This is a genomic window from Craterilacuibacter sinensis, from assembly GCF_009831765.1.
In the GTDB taxonomy this organism is placed as follows: Bacteria; Pseudomonadota; Gammaproteobacteria; order Burkholderiales; family Chromobacteriaceae; genus Craterilacuibacter; species Craterilacuibacter sinensis.
In genome coordinates this window covers 131274-151360 of record NZ_WSSB01000004.1, presented here as the reverse complement: position 1 = coordinate 151360, position 20087 = coordinate 131274, and the positions used below count along the sequence as shown (strand labels likewise).

The 20087-nt window shown below is 62.2% G+C and carries 17 protein-coding genes; 2 read left to right on the top strand and 15 right to left on the bottom strand.

The window, feature by feature from the left end; genetic code table 11:
• Window positions 1-80: 80 nt before the first annotated feature.
• From GQF02_RS05840 to GQF02_RS05820, 5 genes are all read right to left on the bottom strand, one after another.
• Entirely contained in the window at window positions 81-1538 is a 1458-nt protein-coding gene (locus tag GQF02_RS05840) for a YfcC family protein (protein ID WP_160795574.1), read from the bottom strand.
• 126 nt (window positions 1539-1664) lie between these two features.
• Entirely contained in the window at window positions 1665-2693 is a 1029-nt protein-coding gene (locus GQF02_RS05835) for an aspartate/ornithine carbamoyltransferase family protein (RefSeq protein WP_160795572.1), read from the bottom strand.
• A 52-nt stretch (window positions 2694-2745) separates the two neighbouring features.
• Window positions 2746-3519, bottom strand: a complete 774-nt coding sequence (allE, locus tag GQF02_RS05830) for a (S)-ureidoglycine aminohydrolase (RefSeq protein WP_220789356.1) — start codon at window positions 3517-3519, stop codon at window positions 2746-2748.
• 241 nt (window positions 3520-3760) lie between these two features.
• The gene (locus tag GQF02_RS05825) at window positions 3761-4417 is read right to left on the bottom strand and encodes a glutathione S-transferase family protein (RefSeq protein WP_124734943.1); all 657 of its coding nucleotides are present in this window, start codon (window positions 4415-4417) and stop codon (window positions 3761-3763) included.
• A 13-nt stretch (window positions 4418-4430) separates the two neighbouring features.
• The gene (locus GQF02_RS05820) at window positions 4431-5699 is read right to left on the bottom strand and encodes a hydantoinase/carbamoylase family amidase (protein WP_160795570.1); all 1269 of its coding nucleotides are present in this window, start codon (window positions 5697-5699) and stop codon (window positions 4431-4433) included.
• A gap of 115 nt (window positions 5700-5814) precedes the next feature.
• Between GQF02_RS05820 and GQF02_RS05815 the strand changes: the two genes are divergently transcribed.
• The gene (locus GQF02_RS05815) at window positions 5815-6861 is read left to right on the top strand and encodes an AraC family transcriptional regulator (protein WP_160795568.1); all 1047 of its coding nucleotides are present in this window, start codon (window positions 5815-5817) and stop codon (window positions 6859-6861) included.
• Here the strand turns inward: GQF02_RS05815 and GQF02_RS05810 are convergent, their stop codons facing one another.
• The 3 genes from GQF02_RS05810 to GQF02_RS05800 all read right to left on the bottom strand — a co-directional run bounded on the left by GQF02_RS05810 (window position 6862) and on the right by GQF02_RS05800 (window position 8977).
• Window positions 6862-7599 carry a sulfite exporter TauE/SafE family protein gene (locus GQF02_RS05810; protein ID WP_160795566.1) on the bottom strand — a complete coding sequence of 246 codons (738 nt, stop codon included), beginning with the start codon at window positions 7597-7599 and terminating at the stop codon, window positions 6862-6864. It abuts the gene before it with no gap.
• Window positions 7596-8630: a low-specificity L-threonine aldolase gene (gene ltaE / locus GQF02_RS05805; protein ID WP_160795564.1), complete on the bottom strand. Its 1035-nt coding sequence runs from the start codon at window positions 8628-8630 to the stop codon at window positions 7596-7598. The genes GQF02_RS05810 and ltaE overlap by 4 nt, the downstream gene beginning before the upstream one ends.
• 119 nt (window positions 8631-8749) lie before the next feature.
• Entirely contained in the window at window positions 8750-8977 is a 228-nt protein-coding gene (locus GQF02_RS05800) for a hypothetical protein (RefSeq protein ID WP_160795562.1), read from the bottom strand.
• A 163-nt stretch (window positions 8978-9140) separates the two neighbouring features.
• Between GQF02_RS05800 and GQF02_RS05795 the strand changes: the two genes are divergently transcribed.
• The gene (locus tag GQF02_RS05795) at window positions 9141-9914 is read left to right on the top strand and encodes a tRNA threonylcarbamoyladenosine dehydratase (RefSeq protein WP_160795560.1); all 774 of its coding nucleotides are present in this window, start codon (window positions 9141-9143) and stop codon (window positions 9912-9914) included.
• 178 nt (window positions 9915-10092) lie between these two features.
• Here GQF02_RS05795 and oppF read toward each other — a convergent pair whose 3' ends face one another.
• From oppF to GQF02_RS05760, 7 genes are all read right to left on the bottom strand, one after another.
• Window positions 10093-11076, bottom strand: coding sequence for a murein tripeptide/oligopeptide ABC transporter ATP binding protein OppF (gene oppF, locus GQF02_RS05790; RefSeq protein ID WP_160795558.1), 984 nt, complete (start codon window positions 11074-11076; stop codon window positions 10093-10095).
• Entirely contained in the window at window positions 11069-12058 is a 990-nt protein-coding gene (locus GQF02_RS05785; RefSeq protein WP_160795556.1) for an ABC transporter ATP-binding protein, read from the bottom strand. The genes oppF and GQF02_RS05785 overlap by 8 nt, the downstream gene beginning before the upstream one ends.
• A gap of 9 nt (window positions 12059-12067) precedes the next feature.
• On the bottom strand, window positions 12068-12988 hold the full coding sequence (locus GQF02_RS05780) for an ABC transporter permease (protein ID WP_160795554.1): 921 nt from the start codon (window positions 12986-12988) through the stop codon (window positions 12068-12070).
• 11 nt (window positions 12989-12999) lie between these two features.
• Window positions 13000-13920, bottom strand: a complete 921-nt coding sequence (gene oppB / locus GQF02_RS05775; RefSeq protein WP_124734933.1) for an oligopeptide ABC transporter permease OppB — start codon at window positions 13918-13920, stop codon at window positions 13000-13002.
• A 131-nt stretch (window positions 13921-14051) separates the two neighbouring features.
• On the bottom strand, window positions 14052-15668 hold the full coding sequence (locus tag GQF02_RS05770) for a peptide ABC transporter substrate-binding protein (protein ID WP_124734932.1): 1617 nt from the start codon (window positions 15666-15668) through the stop codon (window positions 14052-14054).
• Between the two features lie 167 nt (window positions 15669-15835).
• On the bottom strand, window positions 15836-18877 hold the full coding sequence (locus tag GQF02_RS05765; RefSeq protein ID WP_160795552.1) for an efflux RND transporter permease subunit: 3042 nt from the start codon (window positions 18875-18877) through the stop codon (window positions 15836-15838).
• A complete protein-coding gene (locus GQF02_RS05760) occupies window positions 18874-19962 on the bottom strand; it encodes an efflux RND transporter periplasmic adaptor subunit (RefSeq protein ID WP_160795550.1) in 1089 nt (362 codons plus the stop codon). Before GQF02_RS05760 ends, GQF02_RS05765 begins: the two co-directional genes overlap by 4 nt.
• Window positions 19963-20087: the final 125 nt, after the last annotated feature.

Sequence of the window (20087 nt, the reverse complement as noted above, 5' to 3'; positions counted from 1 at the left end):
GGCCGCGTGCTGCAAAAAAAGCGGGCCTGCCTTGGGAGACAGACCCGCCGTTCAGGGTACATCCTGTTGATGCAGACGATTTACAGGCCCATCGACTGCTGTACCACCAGTGCAATGCTGGACATCACACCCAGAGCCATCATCAGCGGGAAGTAGAAGCGGATCCACTTGCTGAATTCAACCTTGGCCAGCATCAGCGTGGCGACAAAGAAGCCGGAAGTCGGGAAGAAGATGTCGGTCAGCTGGCCGCCCCAGGCATTGGCGGTCACCACCACCTGCTGCGGGATGTCGAGCAAGGTTGCCAGTGGCGACAGTACCGGCAGGGTCAGCACGGTCAGCGCGGTCGCGCCCGGCACCAGGAAGTTGAAGATCGACTGGGTCCAGAAGATGCCGATGGCGGACGCTTCCGGCGGCACGATGCGCAGCATGGCCTCGAGGTAGTACACCAGGGTGTCGGTGATAATGCCGCGATCCATCACCACCGCAATAGCGCTGGCTACACCGCACAGCAGCGCGGCAACCATAATGTCGCGCATCGAGGCGTTCAGGTCGTCACAGATCTGCTGCGGCTTCTTGCCGGCGATCGCGGCGGCGGTCAGGCCGATAAAGAGGAACAGGCCGCCGATGGCGCCAAAGCCCAGGTTGTTGATCAGGATGGTGGCAATGGCAGCCGGGAACATCACGAAGCAGGCGTAGCCGGCCCAGATCTGGCGGCTGGTGGCGGTGATCTCGCCCTTCTGTTCGCCTTCAGCCAGCTTGGCACGCATTTCCACATCGGTGTCTGCCGTCAGGCTCTTGCTCGGGTCTTTCTTGACCTTGGACGCATAGCGCATGGTGTAGGCAATGGACATCAGCACAGCGATTACCAGGATGATGGCGCGAAAACCGGAGCCGGAGAAGATGGGCAACTGGGCAATCTGCTGGCCGACGCCAACCGAACCAGGAATGGTCAGGCCGAAGATGAAGCCCATGCAGGGGCCGAGCAGCGATACCGCCATTGCGGTCATGCCGTCATAACCCAGACGGTAGAACAGCGGCAGCAGGATGGGCAGATAGGCCAACGACAGCTCGGGCACGCCGATAAAGGCACCCAGCGCACCGAACAGCGCCATCAGGATAGGGATGATCAACACTTCCTTGTTGCCGACTGCACGCGCAAGTTTCTGCACACCGATGTCGATCAGGCCGGCGCGCTTGATCAGGCCCATGCCAGCGCCAACGAGGAAAGTCAGGAACACGATGCCAGAGGCGCGGTTCAGGCCGTCGGGAATGGCGGTCACGATGTCCATGAAGCCGACCGGATGCTGCTCGATCTGCTTATAGGTGCCGGCAACGACGAATTCCTTCACGCCGTGCGCGGTTTCGACCTTCTCGCGGTCATACTGTCCGGCGGGGACGATATAGGTCAATAGCGCCATCACCATGATGAACACGGCAAGGACGATGTAGATGTCCGGCATCTTGAAGCCGGACTTCTTGGCTGTCACCGGTGCCTGTGTGGCAGCGGCAATGCTGGGGGAGGGATTGGGAATAGCCATGATTGCAGCTCCGATCAGTTCGTTTCGGAGTCGCCGACGGGAACACTCGCCGGCGGCTGCCGGATAACAGTATTCAATACCCGGAAAAAAAGGGGAATCGCTTCCCCCTTTCCAGACTCGCATCGCTTAGTTCACGCCGATCACGGCGGCCAGCAAGGCCATGCGGATGGCGACCGAGAAGCCGATAGCCTTGAAGTACAGTTCGTGTTCGGTGGCGTCGATGGCCATGTCGAACTCGCCCGGGTTACGCGGCAGCGAGTGGTGCACACCCACGACCTTGCCGGTCTTCTTCTTGATGTTCTCCAGCATCTCAAGCGAGATGTAGTGGTTGGAGAGTTTTTTCATGAAGTCTTCACGGTTCGGGTCATCTTTCTTCACCGAGCAGCCTGGCAGGTAAACCAGATCGGTGCCAACGTCGGCGAACAATTCTTCATGCTGTTTCACATTCAGGTCGAAATGCTCTTCCCAACGTGCTCCCATGCGGGTCAGCTTCTCGCGGATGATGTCCGGTGTGCGCAGTTCGCTGGTGCCGGTGTAGACGATGCGGGCACCCATGGCAGCCAGTGCCAGTGCAAAGGATTGGCCGGAGCGGGCACGCGACAGGTCAGGCGAGCTGATCACGACGGTGGCGTTTTCCAGATCACCGAAAGCGCGGTAGCAAGAGTAGCTGTCCAGCAGGCCCTGAGTCGGGTGGGTTACATGGCCGTAACCGCCGGAAATGATAGGGCTGCCATTGCTACCCAGTTGCTCAATTGCACCCAACGCTTCCTTGTCGTCAGGGTGACGCATCACGATAGCGTCGGCGTACTGACTGGTAACGCGCAGGCTGTCGTACAGGCTTTCGTTCTTGGCCACCGAGCTGTTATGCAGTGGGTCAGCTTCGGTAATCACATTGCCGCCCAGGCGGATCATCGCGTCTTCGTGGCTGCAGCGGGTGCGGGTCGATGGCTGGAAAAACAGGGTGTACAGCGCCTTGCCTTGCAGCAGGTTGGTACCGGTGCGCATGAACGGTTCCAGCATCTCTGCCGACTGGTACAGCGCGAGGATCTGTTCGCGGCTGAAGTCGTCGAGGAAGGTGATGTTCTTGCCCTTCATGCCGGTCGCGGCCAGGGTTTCGCGGATGTCTTTAGCCTTGAATTCTTTGGTCAGTGCCATGATGCAATTCCTTTGATCAATAAAATTTACAAATCGGGGAAAACTTTGCCGCTCAGATCTCGACGTCGCGGTTGCAATCTTTGGAGTAGATGTAGGTCAGCGGGCCGCGGCCGGTGGCGTACACGGCCTGCTTGGTGAACGGGCCGAACCACATGAAGTCTTCCGCCTTAACGTGAATCCAGTCCTCGCCCATCATGTACAGGCCTTCGCCTTCGTACAGGTAGGCGCCGTGTTCCTGAACGTGGGTTTCCACGAAGGGGTGGCAGCCATCGGGATCGAACGACAGGATGTGCATGTTCATGTCGAACGCTTCGTTGACCGGCAACAGGTCCTTGAGGTGGACGTTGCTCATGCCGTCGTAGTCGACCCAGTCGATATCGTTGGTGTTGCCGAACACATTGAACGGTGCGCGGCCGTCCGGATGCGGTACATAGCGCTGCTTGTACAGGAGGATGCGGCATTCCTTGCCGTTGGCGTTCTCGAACTCGATACCGGTGCCGGCGGTGGCATAAGCGTAGCCGCCCTGGCCGTAGACCTTGCTCTCGCCGCCCACTGTGATCTTCAGTTCGCCTTCGCCGTCGAGGATGTAGATGAAGCTCTCTTCATGCGCCTTGCTGCCGTACTTCAGCGTGGTTTTACCCTCGGCGCCCACCGTGCCGATGAACTGGATGAAGCTGGCGCCCATCTTAGGGGTGGCGAGGATGGTCAGTTTGCAATCGGCAAAGCCTGGCATGCAGTTGATGACGCGGCCTTCGGGAGCGATGACGGCCCATTCACCATGTTTGACAACGGAGCGGTTCTTCAGCAGACCAACTGGATAAGGCATGATTGTCTCCAATTTCAGTTAATTTCAATTAAAAGCTTCTAAATTCGTCTTACTTTCAGCTATTTCGGTTTCGTCTCTGAAAGTGAAGCCAGTCTAACCCCCTATTCCGCCTTCACCACTGTCCCGCAGCGACAAGCCGTTGTCCCTGCGCGCCACCCCGCCAACATCCGGATGCAATCGAACCGGGCATAAAAAAACCGCCCACAAAGGGCGGTGAGGGTGGAGAACAAAACAGAAAATTTCAGGCGCGCTCAAGCCGGAGCCACTCCTGTGGCGTCGTGCCGATCGCACGCAATACATGAGTCTGGCAGCCGGGCCGGGCCGACAAGCGGGAGAACCATGCGTCAAGCGCAGGAAGTGGCAAATGAGTAATAGGCAGCGCACGATAGCGGGCGAACATCGTTCCCAGCACGATATCGGCAACACCCGGTTCGGCGCCTGCCAGATAATCCCGTCCGGCCAGTGCCGGCGCCAGCAGTTGCCAGCAGCCATGCAGGCGGGCAGCTGCCTTGGCGATCATGACTTGGTCGCGCCGCTCGGGCTCGGTCTTGATGGTGGCGACAAAGACCGTACCCAGCGCGTCGGCCAGCGTCGAGAGTTGCCAGTCCATCCATTTTTCCTGCGCGGCGCGCACGGCAGGATCGGCCGGCCACCAACGTTCACCACCATAGCGGGCCGCCAGATAGCGCACGATGGTATTGGATTCGAACAGGGCCAAATCGCCATCGACCAGGGTCGGCACCTTGCCGTTCGGATTGAGACGCAGATAGTCGGGACGGTCCCCGCCGCCAAAACTTCCTCCGGCATTGATACGCTCGAAATCCAGCCCCAGTTCGGCCAGCATCCACAATACCTTTTGCACATTGGCCGAATTGTGCCGGCCATAGACTGTCAACATTACACTCTCCTGTTTAGCTGCCATCGGCAAGCTGATTATTGATACGGGCCCATGCGATCACGGCCTGCAGCAAGGCTTCCCCGCCCGCCAGCAGATGCTCGGTGCGGGTATCTTCTGCCGCCGAATGGCTGATGCCGCCAATACTGGGCACGAACAGCATGGCGGCAGGCATCACCCGCCCCAGAATCCCTGCGTCATGCAATGCACCGCTGGGCAACTCGCGCCAGGCAGTGGGCGCGACAGCATGTGCCGCATGGATGCAGGCCTCCCGCAGGCCCCCATCCATGCACACGGCACGCGTAGGCTCGCCGCGGCGGACCGCCTCCAGACGGACGCCATCGCGACCGTTGCGGGCCTGAACCAGCGCCATCATGGCGGCTTCCACCGCGTCGAGCAGATCTTCATCCTGATCGCGAAACTGCAGGCGCAACATGGCGCCATCAGGCACGATGGCCGTTGCACCGGGGCTGAACGCCATCTGGCCAAAATTCCATACCGTATACGGCCCGGCCATCTGCTCCAGACATTGATCCAGTGCGGCAGCCAGATGGATCATCGCGCGGCCGGCATCGCGACGCCGTGCCATCGGCGTCGAACCGGCATGGTTCATCTCGCCCGACGCCACGATATCCAGCGTGCGGGCGCCGACAATGGCCGTCACTACCCCCAGCGACTGGCCCGCATCATCCAGATACGGTCCCTGCTCGATATGCAGTTCGATAAAGCCGGCGTAACGCGCCAGATCCAGCGGCTCAACCAAGCCCGAAAGCCCGGCCGCCTTCAGCCGCGGCAGCAGGCTGCCACCCTGCAGGCTGTCACTGGCATCCAGTGTGGCCTGGTCCAGCAGGCCGGCGGCGGCACGGCTGCCAAGAAAGCCCAGATGCGAGCCCTCCTCGTCGATGAAACTGGCCACATCGACCGCCAGATGCGCAGTAGCCGGACAGCGCAGCAAGGCGCGCGCCACCTCGATGGCGGCCAGCACCCCGAGGGTGCCATCCAGCCAGCCGCCGACCGGCTGGGTATCGCTGTGCGAACCCAGCAATAGCGCGGGGCCGCTCTGGCGTGAACGGCCGATAACATTGCCGACACCATCGATGCGCGCATCCAGCCCCGCATCCAGCATGCGCCGCGCCAGATAGCGGCGCGAACGCATATCGTCGGCACTCAGACTCTGACGGCACACCGCGTCGCCACGGGCGCCAAAACCGCGCAGCGTGCGCAGACCATCCAGCAAGCGCGCGCCGTCAAAAGCCGGCACGCCATCATCGATACAGGTTTTCATGCCGCTCATGGTAAGGCGCATATGACAAGAGCAGGATGGGCGCGGGCGACAAATTCTTGTCCCTGCGTGCCACAATTGAGGTAGTATTCGATTTCAAAACAGGAAATCACTTCGCATGCAGACACCGCCCCTTTGCACCGACAGTCCGATCGAACCGACCATTCTTGCCAGCTGGGTACGGGCGCTATGCCAGACCCTGCGTGGCTACGATGTCGATCCCGACCTGCTGATGCAGCAGTGCCAGATGGACACCGGGCTATTGCATGTGCCCGAGGCCCGCTACCCGACAAAACAGGTCAGGCTGTTATGGCGTGAAGCCATCACCCACACGAATGACCCGCTGCTGGGACTGCAAATGGGCAAGGAAATCCAGGCGCCTTCGCTGCATGCGCTGGGCCTGGCCATGCTGGCCAGCGCCAATCTGGCCGAACTGATGGGCCTGATGGCGCGCTACTGCCGGATCCTGTCCAGCACCATGCATATGGCGCTTAAACACGATAAAAAAGGCAGCGCCTTGGTGATCAAGACACTGGGAGGGAGTGAATACAACCATGCAGCCCGCATTGCCATGCTGGCTTTCGTCTACCGCCAGGCCTGCCATCTCAGCCAGCACCCGATCACGCCCAGCTTTGTTGCACTCGCCATCCGGACTACGCCGGAACAGGCAAACAGGCTGGAAGACTATTTTGGCGTACCCGTCACACTGGAAGCTGCAGAAGACAGCATAGGCTTTGATTACAGCACGACGCTGGAACCGTTTGCCGGCGCCAACCCCATGCTGCTCTCGCTCAACGAGCAAGCCATACGCAGTTACCTTGGCAAAATAGAACGCATGCGTTTTGCCGACCGGGTACTGGAGCAAATCCGCAGGACACTTCCGGAAGGCGAGCCACGACTGGGCGATGTCGCCATCCGACTGGGCGTCTCACAGCGCACATTGCAACGCAAACTCAGCCACGAACAGCAGTCATTTCAAGGCTTGCTGGATCTTGCGCGGCGGCAACAGGCGGAAGACCTGCTGCAGCACAGCACCTTGCCCATTGTCGAGATCGGCTACCGCCTGGGCTTTTCCGACCCGAGCAATTTCTGCCGCGCCAGCAACCGCTGGTTTGGCTGCTCGCCCAGCGCCCTGCGCGAGCGCAGCCGGCTGATGGCGACCTGACTAGCGCCAGAAAAACACCGCACTGAGCACCAGCCCCAGCGCCACCACGCAACCCTTGAGCCAGGCTGGCGGAATGCGCCGTGCCAGATGCACGCCGCCAACGCCGCCAGCCATCGTGCCCAGCAGCATCACCCCGCCATACGCCCAGTCCACCAGACCGGCCAGCATGAAGGCCAGCACGCCGCCGCCGGCAATCAGCACCGACAGGCCGTTTTTCAGCGCGCCCTGCCGCAGCAGGCTGTCCGGCAACGCCAGCGCAAACAGCGCCAGCATCATCACCCCCATGCCGCCACCGAAAAACCCGCCATACACCGCGATGGCAAACTGTGCGGCCGCCAGCAACGGCAGCGGCCAGGCGCGCGCTCCGGTGAATGCGGTCAGCCGCTTGCCCTGCCAGAACAGCAGGGTCGCCAGCAGGATCAGCCACGGCACCAGCGCCATGAACAGCGCATTGGACACCACGCTCACCAGATAGCCGCCGCCAATGCCCCCGGCCACGCTGGCCATGGCCAGAGGCAGCAGACCCTGCTGGCCGCGCAGTTCGCGCCGCATCGCCAGGCTGGACGCCACATAGCCCGGCCATTGCGCGACCGAGCTGGTGGCATTGGCAACAATGGGCGGCAGTCCGGCTGCGACCAAAGCCGGAAAGGTAATCAGCGTGCCGCCGCCGGCCACCGCGTTCAGCGCGCCGGCGACAAAGCCGGCACCGAACAGCATGCCGCCCAGTTCCGGGCTCATTGCCCACCCGTCACATAGGCGGCGATCACGTCGGCAATGCGTGCGACATCGGCGGCGTTAACCTGCCAGTGGGTGACGATGCGCATCAGGCCGTCTTCCGGCGGATTGGCCTTGATGCCGGCAGCCGCCAAGGCCGCCATCAGGCCATCCACCTTGATCGATGGAGCCAGCGCAAACCACACCATATTGATGTGCACATCGTCGAGATTAAGACTGATGCCGTCTATCGCAGCCAGACGTTCGGCCAGCGCACGCGCGTTGGCGTGGTCTTCGGCCAGCCGTCCCGTCATCTCGCGCAAGGCGACAATGCCCGGCGCGGCAATCACGCCGGCCTGACGCATGCCGCCGCCCATCAGCTTGCGGTTGCGCCGCGCGCGCGCGATAAAGCCGGCGCTGCCGGCCAGAATCGAGCCGACCGGAGAGGCCAGTCCCTTGGACAAACAGCACATCACCGTGTCGGCGTGCCGGGTAATATCCTTTACATCACACCCCAGATGCACGGCAGCATTAAACACACGCGCACCGTCCAGATGCACCGGTACGCCATGGCGGCGGGCGATGGCTGCGGTTTCCGCCATCACCGCCAGCGGCACCACGCGCCCGCTGGAATGGGCATTTTCCACGCAGATCAGGCCGGTTTTCGGCCAGTGGATATCGCTGCCGACGCGGATACGCCTGGCGATTTCAGCCGGGTCCATCACCCCGCGGTCGCTGGCAACGGTGCGCAGCTGCACGCCGGCAATCACCGCCGCGCCGCCGGTTTCGTGCCAGACAATATGGCAGTCGTCACCCAGAATCACTTCGTCGCCGCGCTGGCAGTGGGTCAACAGCGAGAGCTGGTTGCCAAAGTTGCCGGTCGGCACAAACAATGCGGCCTCCTTGCCCAGCATGGCGGCGGCCAGTGTTTCCAGCTCGCTGACCGTCGGGTCGTCGCCATAGACATCATCCCCCACCACGGCATGGAACATGGCCTCGCGCATGGCAGGGGTCGGTTGGGTGACGGTATCGCTGCGTACATCTAGCCATTGCATGGGCGGATCCTTGTCTGGAATGTCAAAACGGCAGCCATCAGGCCGCCGTTTTTAAATAAAATGCCCATCGGGCGGATGAGCCAATTGTGACACCAGCTATGTCATGCCGTCACCTATTGTCAGGCGCCATAGGCTTGGCGGATTTCGGCGGCCTTGCGGGTGGCCAGATTGATCCCCTCAAGGTCCAGGGTGATATTGGTCGCACACTGGGTACACAGGATGTCTTCGTCCGGGGACAGTGACGTGAGATGGTGCGGATTTTCATGCCCGCACTTGCTGCAGACAATTCTCAAAGTGGCGTTATTGCGCTTGTCAAAGTCGATATCGAACGACGGCTGCGGTTTCATGTGACCTCCCTCATACGGACAAAATCATTAGCCCGGCGGCAAATGCCGCGAACTTCTTCAAGGCTAGGTCACACGGCAAACTCTTGCCATGAATCAGGCACTTGGCTGGCCGAGTCGCCGCCTTTGCCGTATCCTTCGCGCCTTTGCCCCTGCGGAGAAACCCATGTACGACGCCGATCTTGAACGCCGCTTTGGCGGCATTGCCCGCCTGTACGGCGAAGCCGCGCTGACGCGTTTTCAGGGCGCGCATGTCTGCGTAATCGGTGTCGGCGGCGTAGGCTCGTGGGCGGTAGAAGCGCTGGCACGTAGCGCCATCGGTACGCTCACCCTGATCGATCTGGACAATATTGCCGAATCCAACACCAACCGCCAGCTACCGGCCCTCGACCCCAACTACGGCATGGCCAAAGTCACGGCGCTGGCCGAGCGCGTGCGCGCCATCAACCCGGCTTGTGTCGTGCACGAGATCGAGGATTTTGTCAGCGAAGATAATATGGATGCGCTGCTGGGGCAGGGTTACGACTTTGTGATCGACTGCATGGACGGCTTGCGCATCAAAACCGCGATGGCGGCGTGGTGCGTGAAAAAGCGCCAGCCCTTTGTGGTGTCCGGCGGTGCCGGCGGCCAGATGGACCCGACCCTGATCCGTCTGGCCGACCTGTCGGTCGTGACCTATGACCCGCTTTTATCCAAGCTGCGCTACAACCTGAAGAAATTTCACGGTTTCAGCCGCGAGCCGGGCAAGAAGCTGCGCGTGCCTTGCGTCTACTCGACCGAGCAGCTGGTCTATCCCGAAGTCAAAAGCTGCGATGCCGCCTCAGGCAATGGCCCGCAGGGCCTGTCCTGTGCCGGCTTTGGCGCCAGCATGACCGTGACCGCCAGCTTCGGCATGGCAGCGGCGGCTTATGCGCTGCGCGAGATGGCGAAAAAAGCCTAGGGCGCGGCATTTCGAACGCAACAAAGCCAGCAGCGGTAGCACGGAGCACCCGGCTTACGGATCGCGGTCGCCCTTCAGATCCAGGCAAGATCACATCGCCCGCCATGCGGGCTCCTACATATGAAATGCCGTAGGAGCCCGCACAGCGGGCGAAAACGGCTTGCCCTATTCCCCGCCCTCAGCCGGCGAAATGGCAGGCACAGCGCGTGCCGTTGTCCAGCGTACGCCATACCGGCACTTCTTGGGCGCAACGCGTCTGCGCTTCCGGGCAGCGGGTGCGGAATACGCAACCGGATGGCGGATTGATCGGGCTTGGAATATCCCCTTGCAACAGCCGCACTTCCTTTTTGCGCTCCAGCGCAGGGTCTGGCACTGGAATAGCCGACAGCAAGGCGCGGGTATAGGGGTGGCTGGGCTTGGCATACAGCATGGACTTCTCGGCCAGTTCCATTTCGCGCCCCAGATACATCACCAGAATACGGTCGGAAATATGCTTGACCACCGCCAGATCGTGGGCAATGAAGATCAGCGCCAAGCCCATTTCCTGCTGCAGGGACTTCAGCAGATTGATGATCTGTGCCTGAATCGACACATCCAGCGCCGACACCGGTTCGTCGCAAATAATCAGCTTGGGCTCGAGGATCAGTGCACGCGCAATACCGATACGCTGGCACTGGCCGCCGGAAAACTCGTGCGGATAGCGGTTGATCATCTCGTCGCGCAGACCCACCTTCTTCATCATCGCCCGCACCCGCTGCATCACCTCGTCGGCCGACAGCTCCGGCCTGTGCACCTTGAGCGGCTCGCCGATGATGCGCGCGACGGTCATGCGCGGGTCGAGGCTGGCCAGCGGGTCCTGGAAAATCATCTGGATATCGCGGCGCACCGCATGCCAGTCGCGGGTACTGCCGCCGGTCAGGGTCTTGCCCAGCCACACGATTTCGCCGCTGGACGCAGGAATCAGGTTGAGAATGGCGCGCGCCAGCGTGGACTTGCCGCAGCCGGATTCACCGACCACGCCCAGCGTCTCGCCGGGATAAAGGTCGAAGCTGACGCCGCCTACCGCCTTGAGATCCTTCTTCGCCGTCCATGGCCAGGCACCGGCCGGGGTAATCTGGAAATTGACCCTAAGATCGCGTACCGACAATAGCGCTTCAGCCATGGATGGCCTCCCCTTGCTTCATCACGTGTTCAGGCGCGCGGTGGCAAGCGCGCAAGATGGCGCCGGCCGGTGCCAGCGGTGGCAACTCGGCCGCGCAGCGCGCATCGGCCATGCTGCAGCGCTCGCTGAACGGGCAGCCCTTGGGCAGACGCGCCATATTGGGCGGGTTGCCGGGGATACTGACCAGTTCGGCGGTGTCGTGATCCAGCCGCGGCAGGGCACCCAGCAGGCCGATGGTGTAGGGGTGGGTAGGCCGGTAGAAAATCTCGTCGGCGCTGCCCTGCTCCATCACCCGCCCGCCGTACATCACCATCACCTGTTCGCACAGGCCGGCGACCACGCCCAGATCGTGGGTGATCATCACGATGGCGGTGCCGAAGTCGCGCTGCAACTCCTTGAGCAGCGCGAGAATCTGCGCCTGCACCGTGACGTCCAGCGCGGTGGTCGGCTCGTCGGCCACCAGCACCTCGGGCTCGGTCAGCAAGGCCATCGCGATCATCACGCGCTGGCGCATGCCGCCAGAGAACTCATGCGGATACATGTCGATGCGCCGCGCCGCCTCGGGGATGCGCACCGCGTCCAGAAGCTCGATGGCGCGCTTTTTCGCATCGCGCCGGCTCATGCCCTTATGCAGCTGCAGCACCTCGGTCATCTGACGTTCTACCGTCAGATAAGGGTTGAGCGAGGTCATCGGGTCCTGGAAGATCATCGCGACGCGGTTGCCGCGTATCTTGTTCAGCTCTGCCGTTTTCATCGCCAGCAGGTTCTGGCCGTGGTATAGCGCCTCGCCGGTCGCGCGGCCGTTCTTGGCCAGCAGGCCCATCATCGCCAGCACGGTCTGGCTCTTGCCCGAGCCGGACTCGCCGACGATGCCCAGCGTCTGGCCGCGCTCCAGCGCAAAGCTGACGCCGTTGACGGCGAATACCGGGCCGTCGCCGGTCTGGAACTCGACGCCCAGATTATTGACTTGCAACAGACTCATGATGCTTCCTCAGCGGTCCTTGGGGTCGAGCGCGTCGCGCATGCCGTCGCCGATATAGTTGGCGCAATACAGCGTCAGCGACAGCAGTGCGCCGGGGAACAGCAGCATCCACGGCGTGGTTTCCATCACCCCGGTGCCCTCCTCGATCAGCACGCCCCAGCTGGTCATCGGCTCCTGCACCCCGAGACCAAGGAAGGACAGCACCGATTCGGTCAGGATCACGCCCGGCACGGTCACCGTGGTGTAGATCACCACGATGCCCAAGAGGTTGGGCACGATATGGCGGAAGATGATAGCCGGGGTCGACACGCCGATGGCGTGTGCCGCCTCGATATACTCCTTGGACTTGATCGCCAGCGTCTGCCCGCGCACCACGCGCGCCATGTCCATCCACGAGAATACGGTGATGGTCAGCACCACCAGATAGAACTCGCGACCGAGCAGGGTCACCATCAGGATGGCGATCAAGAGGTAAGGCACCGCGTACATCATGTCGACCAGACGCATCATCAGGGTATCAACCCGGCCGCCGATAAAGCCGGCAGTCGCACCCCAGGCAATGCCGATCGCGACCGAGGCGATGGTCGCCAGCAGGCCGACCATCAGCGAGATGCGCCCGCCGATCAGCGTGCGCACCAGCAGGTCACGCCCCAGCTCGTCGGTGCCGAACAGGTGCATGTTCTGCCAGGTCGGTGCCAGCGCCATCGCATCCCAGTCGGTGTCGTCAAACGAGTGCGGCAGCAGCATCGGGCCGAACACGCACGCCAGCGTGATCAGCAGCAATAGCACCAGACTGACCACCGCCGCCTTGTTGCGAAAAAAGCGCTCGCGCGCGTCGCGCCACGGGCTGCGCCCGGCCACCGGCAGCGCGTCAAGGCCGGCAGCCAGCAGCGCGTCGCCAAGGGCGTTCTGTTTGTTCTTGAGCAACATAAGGCCCTCGCTCAGTAGCGGATTTTCGGGTCGAGCAAGGCATAAGCCAGATCGACCAGCAGGTTGAGCAGCACGGCCAGCACGGTAATCAGCACCACCAGCCCCAGCACCAGCGTGTAGTCGCGGTTGGATGCGCCGTTGACGATCAGCTTGCCGATGCCGGGCAGGGAGAACACCGACTCGGTAACCACCGCCGCGGTAATCGACGAGATCGCCAGCGGCCCCAGCACCGACACCACCGGCATCAAGGCCGGCTTGAACGCATGCCTGAGCACGATGGTGCGGGTAGGCAGGCCCTTGGCGCGCGCGGTGCGGATAAAGTTGCTCGACATCACCTCGATCAGGCTGCCGCGCATCACGCGACCGATGGTCGAGACGTTGATGAAGGTCAGCAGCGCCATCGGCAGCACCATATAGCGCAGTTCGAAGTCCTGCCAGCCGCCGGACGGCAGCCACGACAGCCATAACGCAAACACCAGAATCAGCACCGGCCCGATAACAAAAGACGGGAAGGCACTACCCAGGTTGCCGATCAGCATCACCAGATAGTCGATGGCACTGTTCTGGCGCAGCGCGGCGACCGTGCCCAGGAGCACGCCGATCACGACGGAAATCAACAGTGATACGCCGCCTATGGTCAGCGACACCGGCAGCGCCTTGGCGACCAGTTCGTTCACGCTCCAGTCGGCGTAGCGGAAGGACGCGCCCAGATCACCCTGCAGCAGGCCCTTGAGGTAATAGAGATATTGCTGCCACAAGGGCAGGTCGAGATGGTATTTGGCCTGCAGATTGGCCATCACGGCTTCGGACACCTTGCGCTCGGTGTCGAACGGGCCGCCGGGGGTCAGGTGCAGCATCAGATAGCAGACGGTGATGACGACCAGAATGGTCGGTATCGTCATCAGCACGCGCCGGAAAACATAGGACCACATGATAGAGGCTCCGCTTTGCACACCGCTTGGCCTTGTGGGCACGGGGGCAGAAGACAATCGTTGGCATAGGCATGGAACAAGGCGGGCCGGACACCGCAGCGCCGGCCCGCCATCAACATCAGCTCACGGACTTAGTGCTTGATGATGTAGATATCCTTGCTGCGATAGCGGTCCATCGGGTTCTTGGTCGAGTAGCCGCCAACATAGGACTTGACCAGGCGCGGCACCGTGTACTGCAACAGCGGCAGCATCGGGTAGTCGTCCATGATCATCTTGGCGGCCTGAGTCAAAGCGGCCTTGCGCTTGGCAGGGTCGGTGCTCTGGTTGCCCTGCTTGATCAGCTCTTCCGCTTTCGGGTTGCAGTTGCCGTTGTCGTTCTGGTCGGAACCACACTGCACCAGGGTGAGGAAGGTGGTCGCATCGTTGTAGTCAGCCACCCAGCCGTTACGCGCGATCTGGAAGTCGCCGTCGTGGCGCTTCTTCAGCAAGACCTTGAACTCCATGTTTTCCATCTCGGTATTCAGGCCAAGCTTGGACTTCCACTCGGAAGCGGCAAAGATCGCCATCTTCTTGTGGTATTCGGAGGTGTTGTAGGTGAACTTGATCTTGGAGCCTGGCTTGACGCCGGCAGCGGCCAGCAGCTTCTTGGCTTCTTCCACGCGCTTGGCCATCGGCCACTTCGCCCACTCGTAAGCGGTCACGTCGGCGCCGGCAGTACCGCGCACGATCACGCCGTAAGCAGGCACCTGGCCATCGGCGGTGATTTTCTGGGCCAGCAGGTCACGGTCAATCACCATGGACAGCGCCTGACGCACGCGCTTGTCCTTCATCACCGGATCCTTGACGTTGAAAGAGTAGTAACGCAGGCCCAGCATAGGCGCGTTGCGGATGTCTTTTGGCAGCTCCTGCTTGTACTTCTCGTAGGTCGCTGGCGGCAGCTGGTAGACCCAGTCGTTCTCGCCCGACTGGAACAGTTTCACGTCGGCAAAACCGTCTTCGACAGGCAGATAAGTGACCTTGGTCAGCTGCACATTGCCCTTATCCCAGTACTGCGGGTTCTTCTCGATCACGACCTTGGAGTTGACCTGCCAGTCTTTCAGCACGAAAGCGCCGTTAGACACCAGCTTGCCCGGCTTGGTCCATTCCTTGCCGTATTTCTCGATAGCGGCCTTGTTCACCGGGCCCAGATTCAGGTTGGACACGACGTCAGGCAGGAAGGCGACCGGATACGGGGTCTTCACTTCCAGCGTGTATTTGTCGATGGCTTTCACGCCCAGTTCGGACGGGGCTTTCTTGCCTTCGGACGCTTCGATACCGTTCAGGATAAAGGCGCCATAGGTCGAGGCATAAGGCGAGGCGGTTTTTGGATCGATGAAACGCTGCCAGCCGTAAACAAAGTCGGACGCCACCACCGGCTCGCCATTGCTCCACTTGGCATTCTTCCTGAGCTTGAAGACCCAGGTCGTCGGATTCACTTGCTTCCAGCTCTCGGCTACGCCCGGTACGACCTTGCCGTCGGCGTCGGTTGCAGTCAGGCCTTCAAACAGGTCGCGCGTCAGGTTGTTGGCGCCAACCGACTCGGCCACTGCCGGGTCCAGCGTTTCGGTTTCGGAGCCGTTGTTGCGGATCAGCTCCTGCTTGGCGGCAAGTGCGGTACCGGCCGGCACCTTGGCGGCAAAGGCTGCGCCGCTGGCCAAGGCCAGCAGCACGGATGCGGAAATGGCGCTACGCGATAGCTTGAAAGTCATACTCGGTTTCTCCTTGAGGTGTTGCCCCGGTCTGCTGCTCGGGTTTGCAAAATGGCGCCCGACCCAGCTAAGGGGTCTGACATGACGCCGATTATGCGCACGTCAAAACAAGCCATTCAAGTACCCACTTGAAATATTGTTGCAACACTGCATCAAGGTATGACTTTTTATTTCACATTGCGCCGCGCCAAGGCGCTTTCCACCCATGAATAAGCCGCCGGGATCACCAGCAGGGTCAACAGGGTCGAGCTGATCATGCCGCCTATCACCGCTACCGCCAGCGGGCCGTTGGTGGCGGCACCGGCGCCGAAGCCCAGGGCGGCCGGCAACATGGCCAGCACCACGGTAAACGAGGTCATCAGCACCGGACGCAGCCGCACCGGACAGCTGGTTTGCAAGGCTTCATCCACTGCCATGCCGCGCGCGCGGTACTGGTTGGTCACATCGACCAGCAAAATCGCGTTCTTGGCCACCAGACCGATCAACAGCACCAGACCGATCACCGAATACACATTCAGCGTCTGCCCGGCCAGCCAGAGCGCCGCCAGACCGCCCACCAGCGCCAGCGGTTCGGCCAGCATGATCAGCGCCGGCTGCACGAAGCTGTTGAACTGCGCGGCCAGAATCAGATACAGCATCAGGCTGGCCAGCACGAACACCATCGCCAGTTCACCGCCGGAGCGCCCCAGCTCGCGCGCCTCCCCCTTGAATTCGATGCGGTAGCCCGGTGGCAATAACGGCTGCGCCACCGCTTGTACCACACTCATCGCCTCGGCCAGCGGCATGGACGGAGAAGCAGACAGGCCAACCGAATACATCAGCGCCATGCGCTCGATCTGGGTCGGGCCAAGCGTAGGCTTGATTTCAGCCACGCTGGACAACGGCACCTGCTCGCCCAGATTGTTGCGCAAATAGACCGACTCCAGATCAGCGGCACGGTTCAGACTGCCCGTTGCCGCCTTGACACGGATATCGTAGCGCTCGCCGTCTCCGTCGGAGAATTGTGCGGCATTGCTGCCGGCCGTCAGCAGATTCACTGCCGCCAGTACCTGCTGGGTGGAGAGGCCGGCACGGGCGGCTGCCTCGCGCTTGACCTGAACCGCCAGCATAGGCAGCTGGCTTTCACTGCCGACATCGGGCCGGCCTATGCCGGGAATGGCGGTCAGCTCGCCCACCAGCGCGTCATTGATGCGCTGGATCTGGCCAAGCTCGGGGCCGACTACGGCAAACTGCAGCTTGCCGCCGCGGCTCTCGCCCACGCGCGGGAAGGGGAAGGCCGATACGCGCACGCCCGGCACGCTGCCCATCTGTTTGCGCACCGCCCCGATCACTTCGCTCTGGCTTTGGCTACGCTCGGCCACCGGTTTAAGGCCGACCATCATCATGGTCTCGTTGCCCGAGCGCCCGCCAAAGCCGCCGACGATAGCCAGCACATTGTCGACTTCGGGCAGGGCCAGCAGTTTCTTCTCGACGTCGCGCGTGCGTGCATCGGTATACGCCACGCTGGAGCCTATCGGCGTCTTCAGCGACAGCATGAAGCGGCCTTCGTCTTCTTCGGGGTAGAGCTCGCCCTTGAGCAGCAGCGCGATGGCAAAGCCCGCTACCACCAGCAAGAGCGAGGCGGACAAGACCTTGCCGCGGTGCGCCAGCGACCAGGCCAGCAGGCGGCGGTAGGTATTTTCCAGTGCGACAAAACCACGCTCGAAAAAGCGGTACACCGGTCCGTGCGACGGCTCGGCCTTAAGAAAACGCGAACACAACATGGGCGTCAGCGTCACCGACACCAGCAACGACACCAGCACGCCGAAACTCACCACCACGGCAAAGGTAGAAAATAGCCGCCCGACGGTACTGGTCAGGAACACCACCGGCATGAAGATCGCCACCAAGGACAGCGTCGCCGCTACCACGGCAAACACCACCTCGCTGGTGCCGTGTATCGCCGCCTCTTCCGGTGCTTCGCCTGCTTCCTCGCGCCTATGCACCGCCTCCAGCACCACGATGGCGTCGTCTACCACCACGCCGATCAGCAATAGCAGCGCCAAAAGCGTAATGGTGTTGAAGGTGTAACCCATGAAATACATCAGCGCGACCGCGCCCAGCAGCGACACCGGAATCGCCAGCGACACAATCAGGGTGGCGCGCCAGTTACGCAAAAAGCCCCATACCACCAGGCCCGCCAGTATCGTGCCCTCGACCAGATGGTCTTTGAGCGCGCCGACCATTTCATTGATAAAGCTGGCGGTATTCGACGTCACCGTCAGCTTGAGCCCCGGCGGCAGGGTCGGGCGGATCTGCGTATCCAGCCGGCGCAATACCTCGTCGGCAATGGCAACGGTATTGGTGTTGGGAATGCGCGAGATGCCGATGCTGACCGCCGGTTCGCCATTGCGCCGCGCCAGGCTGCGCACATCGCCTTCGCTGTCCATCACCTGCGCCACATCGGAGAGCTTGACCGGCGCTTCGCCGCGCCAGCCGATTACCAGACCCTTAAGTGCGGACACCGAGTGGAATTCCTGGTCCAGATCAACCAAAAATTCGCGCGGCCCCGCCTCCAGATAGCCGCCGGCATCCTGCCGGTGTTCGCGCTTAAGCGCGTCTTTCACATCCTGCGCCGACAGTTTGTAAGCGGCCAGTTGCTGCGGCTCAAGCTCGATGCGTATCACCCGCTCGCCGCGACCGCGCACGGCCACCTCGCCCACGCCGTCGATAGATTCCAGCTGTTTGCGCACCACATTATTGGCAAACTGGTACAGGTCGCGCTCGGTGCGGTCGCCGGTCAGCGTCAGCCACATAATCGGGCTGGCACCGGCATCGGTCTTGGACACTACCGGCGCATCGGCCTCGTCCGGCAAACGGCGCCGTGCCCGCTCCAGCTTGGACTGCACCTCGTTAAAGGCGACGTCGATATCCTTGTCGAGGTTAAAGGTGATCTTGACCTGCGAGCGCCCCGGGCTGGACGTGGACTCCAGCGTATCAATGCCGGGCACACTATTCACTGCCGACTCGATCACCTGGGTCACACTCTGATCCATCACCGCCGGCGTAGCCCCATCCAGCGAGGTGCTCACCGTCAGCGTCGGCTGCTCGATGGCGGGATAACGGTCCACGCCGATTTTCTGGTAGGCCACCACACCGAACAGCACGATCACGGCCGACAGCACGAAGCTCAGCACATGACGGCGGACAAACAGCGCAATCCAGCTCATGCGCCCGCTCCTTTCGCGCCCGGCTTGCCACGGGCAGCCGCATCACGCACCGCAGCACCATCGGACAGGAAGCCGGCACCATCCACCACCACCTTGTCGCCGGCCTTAAGCCCGGACAGGATCTCGATACGGTCGCCGCTCACCATGCCGGTGACCACCTTGCGCTCTTCGGCCTTGTCCGCGACCACCACATATACCACCTTGCCGGCCGGACGCTCGATGACCGCCTGCGCCGGCAGCGCCAGGGCGCTGCGCTGCGCCAGCGAGATCTCGGCATCCAGCGCATCCCCCACCCGCCATGGCGCATCCGCCGGCAGATCAGCCCAGGCGATGCGCGCCCGGCTGGCCGCATCCAGCCCGGCGCGCACTTCGCTGATCTGGGTTTTCAGCTGATGCGTACCATTGCCAAGCGCGACTTCCATACCGCGCTGCAGACGGTCTCCCGCCGCCCCGCCCAGCGCCAGACGCACGCGCCGGCTGCCGGATGCGTTGAGGCTGAATGCCACCTTGCCCGGATTGACATAGTCACCGGCGCTGATGGCGCGTGCTTCGACGACGCCACCCACCGGCGCACGGATCACCGCGCGCGCGGCATCGCGCCCCTTGCTGCTGGCTTGCGCCTGCGCTGCGGCCAGCTGTTTTTGCAGCGCATCGCGTTGCGACATGGAAGCGTCCAGCGCCGCCGCCGAAATAAAGCCCTGCTTCACCAGTGCCTGATTGCGGCTGACCGTGGCCTGCTGCTCGGCCAGCAAGGCCTGATAGCGCGCCGCCTCGGCCTCGGCCGCCAGACGCGCATCATTCAGATTGCCCGGCTCGATTTCGGCCAGCGCCTGCCCCGCTTTCACCTGCTGCCCAACATCAACCAGCACCCGCGCGACACGGCCACTGACTTCCGCCGCCACTTCGGGCGCCACCGCCGACTCGACCTCGGCCCAGGCGCGCACAGTTTCGGATAACGGCTGCACCGCGAGTACGGTCGAACTGATCGCCACCGGCGGCGGGCCCTTGCGGGCAGAAGCGGAGGATTCGCCGCCGGAACAGGCAGCCAGCAGGCACAGGGCCAGAAGGGGAACAAGGAGTTTCATAAGGGCACGCAGGCAAAATAATTAGCTTGCATGATAAGACAGGTGGGCGGAGCAGAGGGCGGGGTTTAATACTTATTAATGAAAGGGCGGGAGCCGGGAGCCGGGAGCCGGGAGCCGGGAGCCGG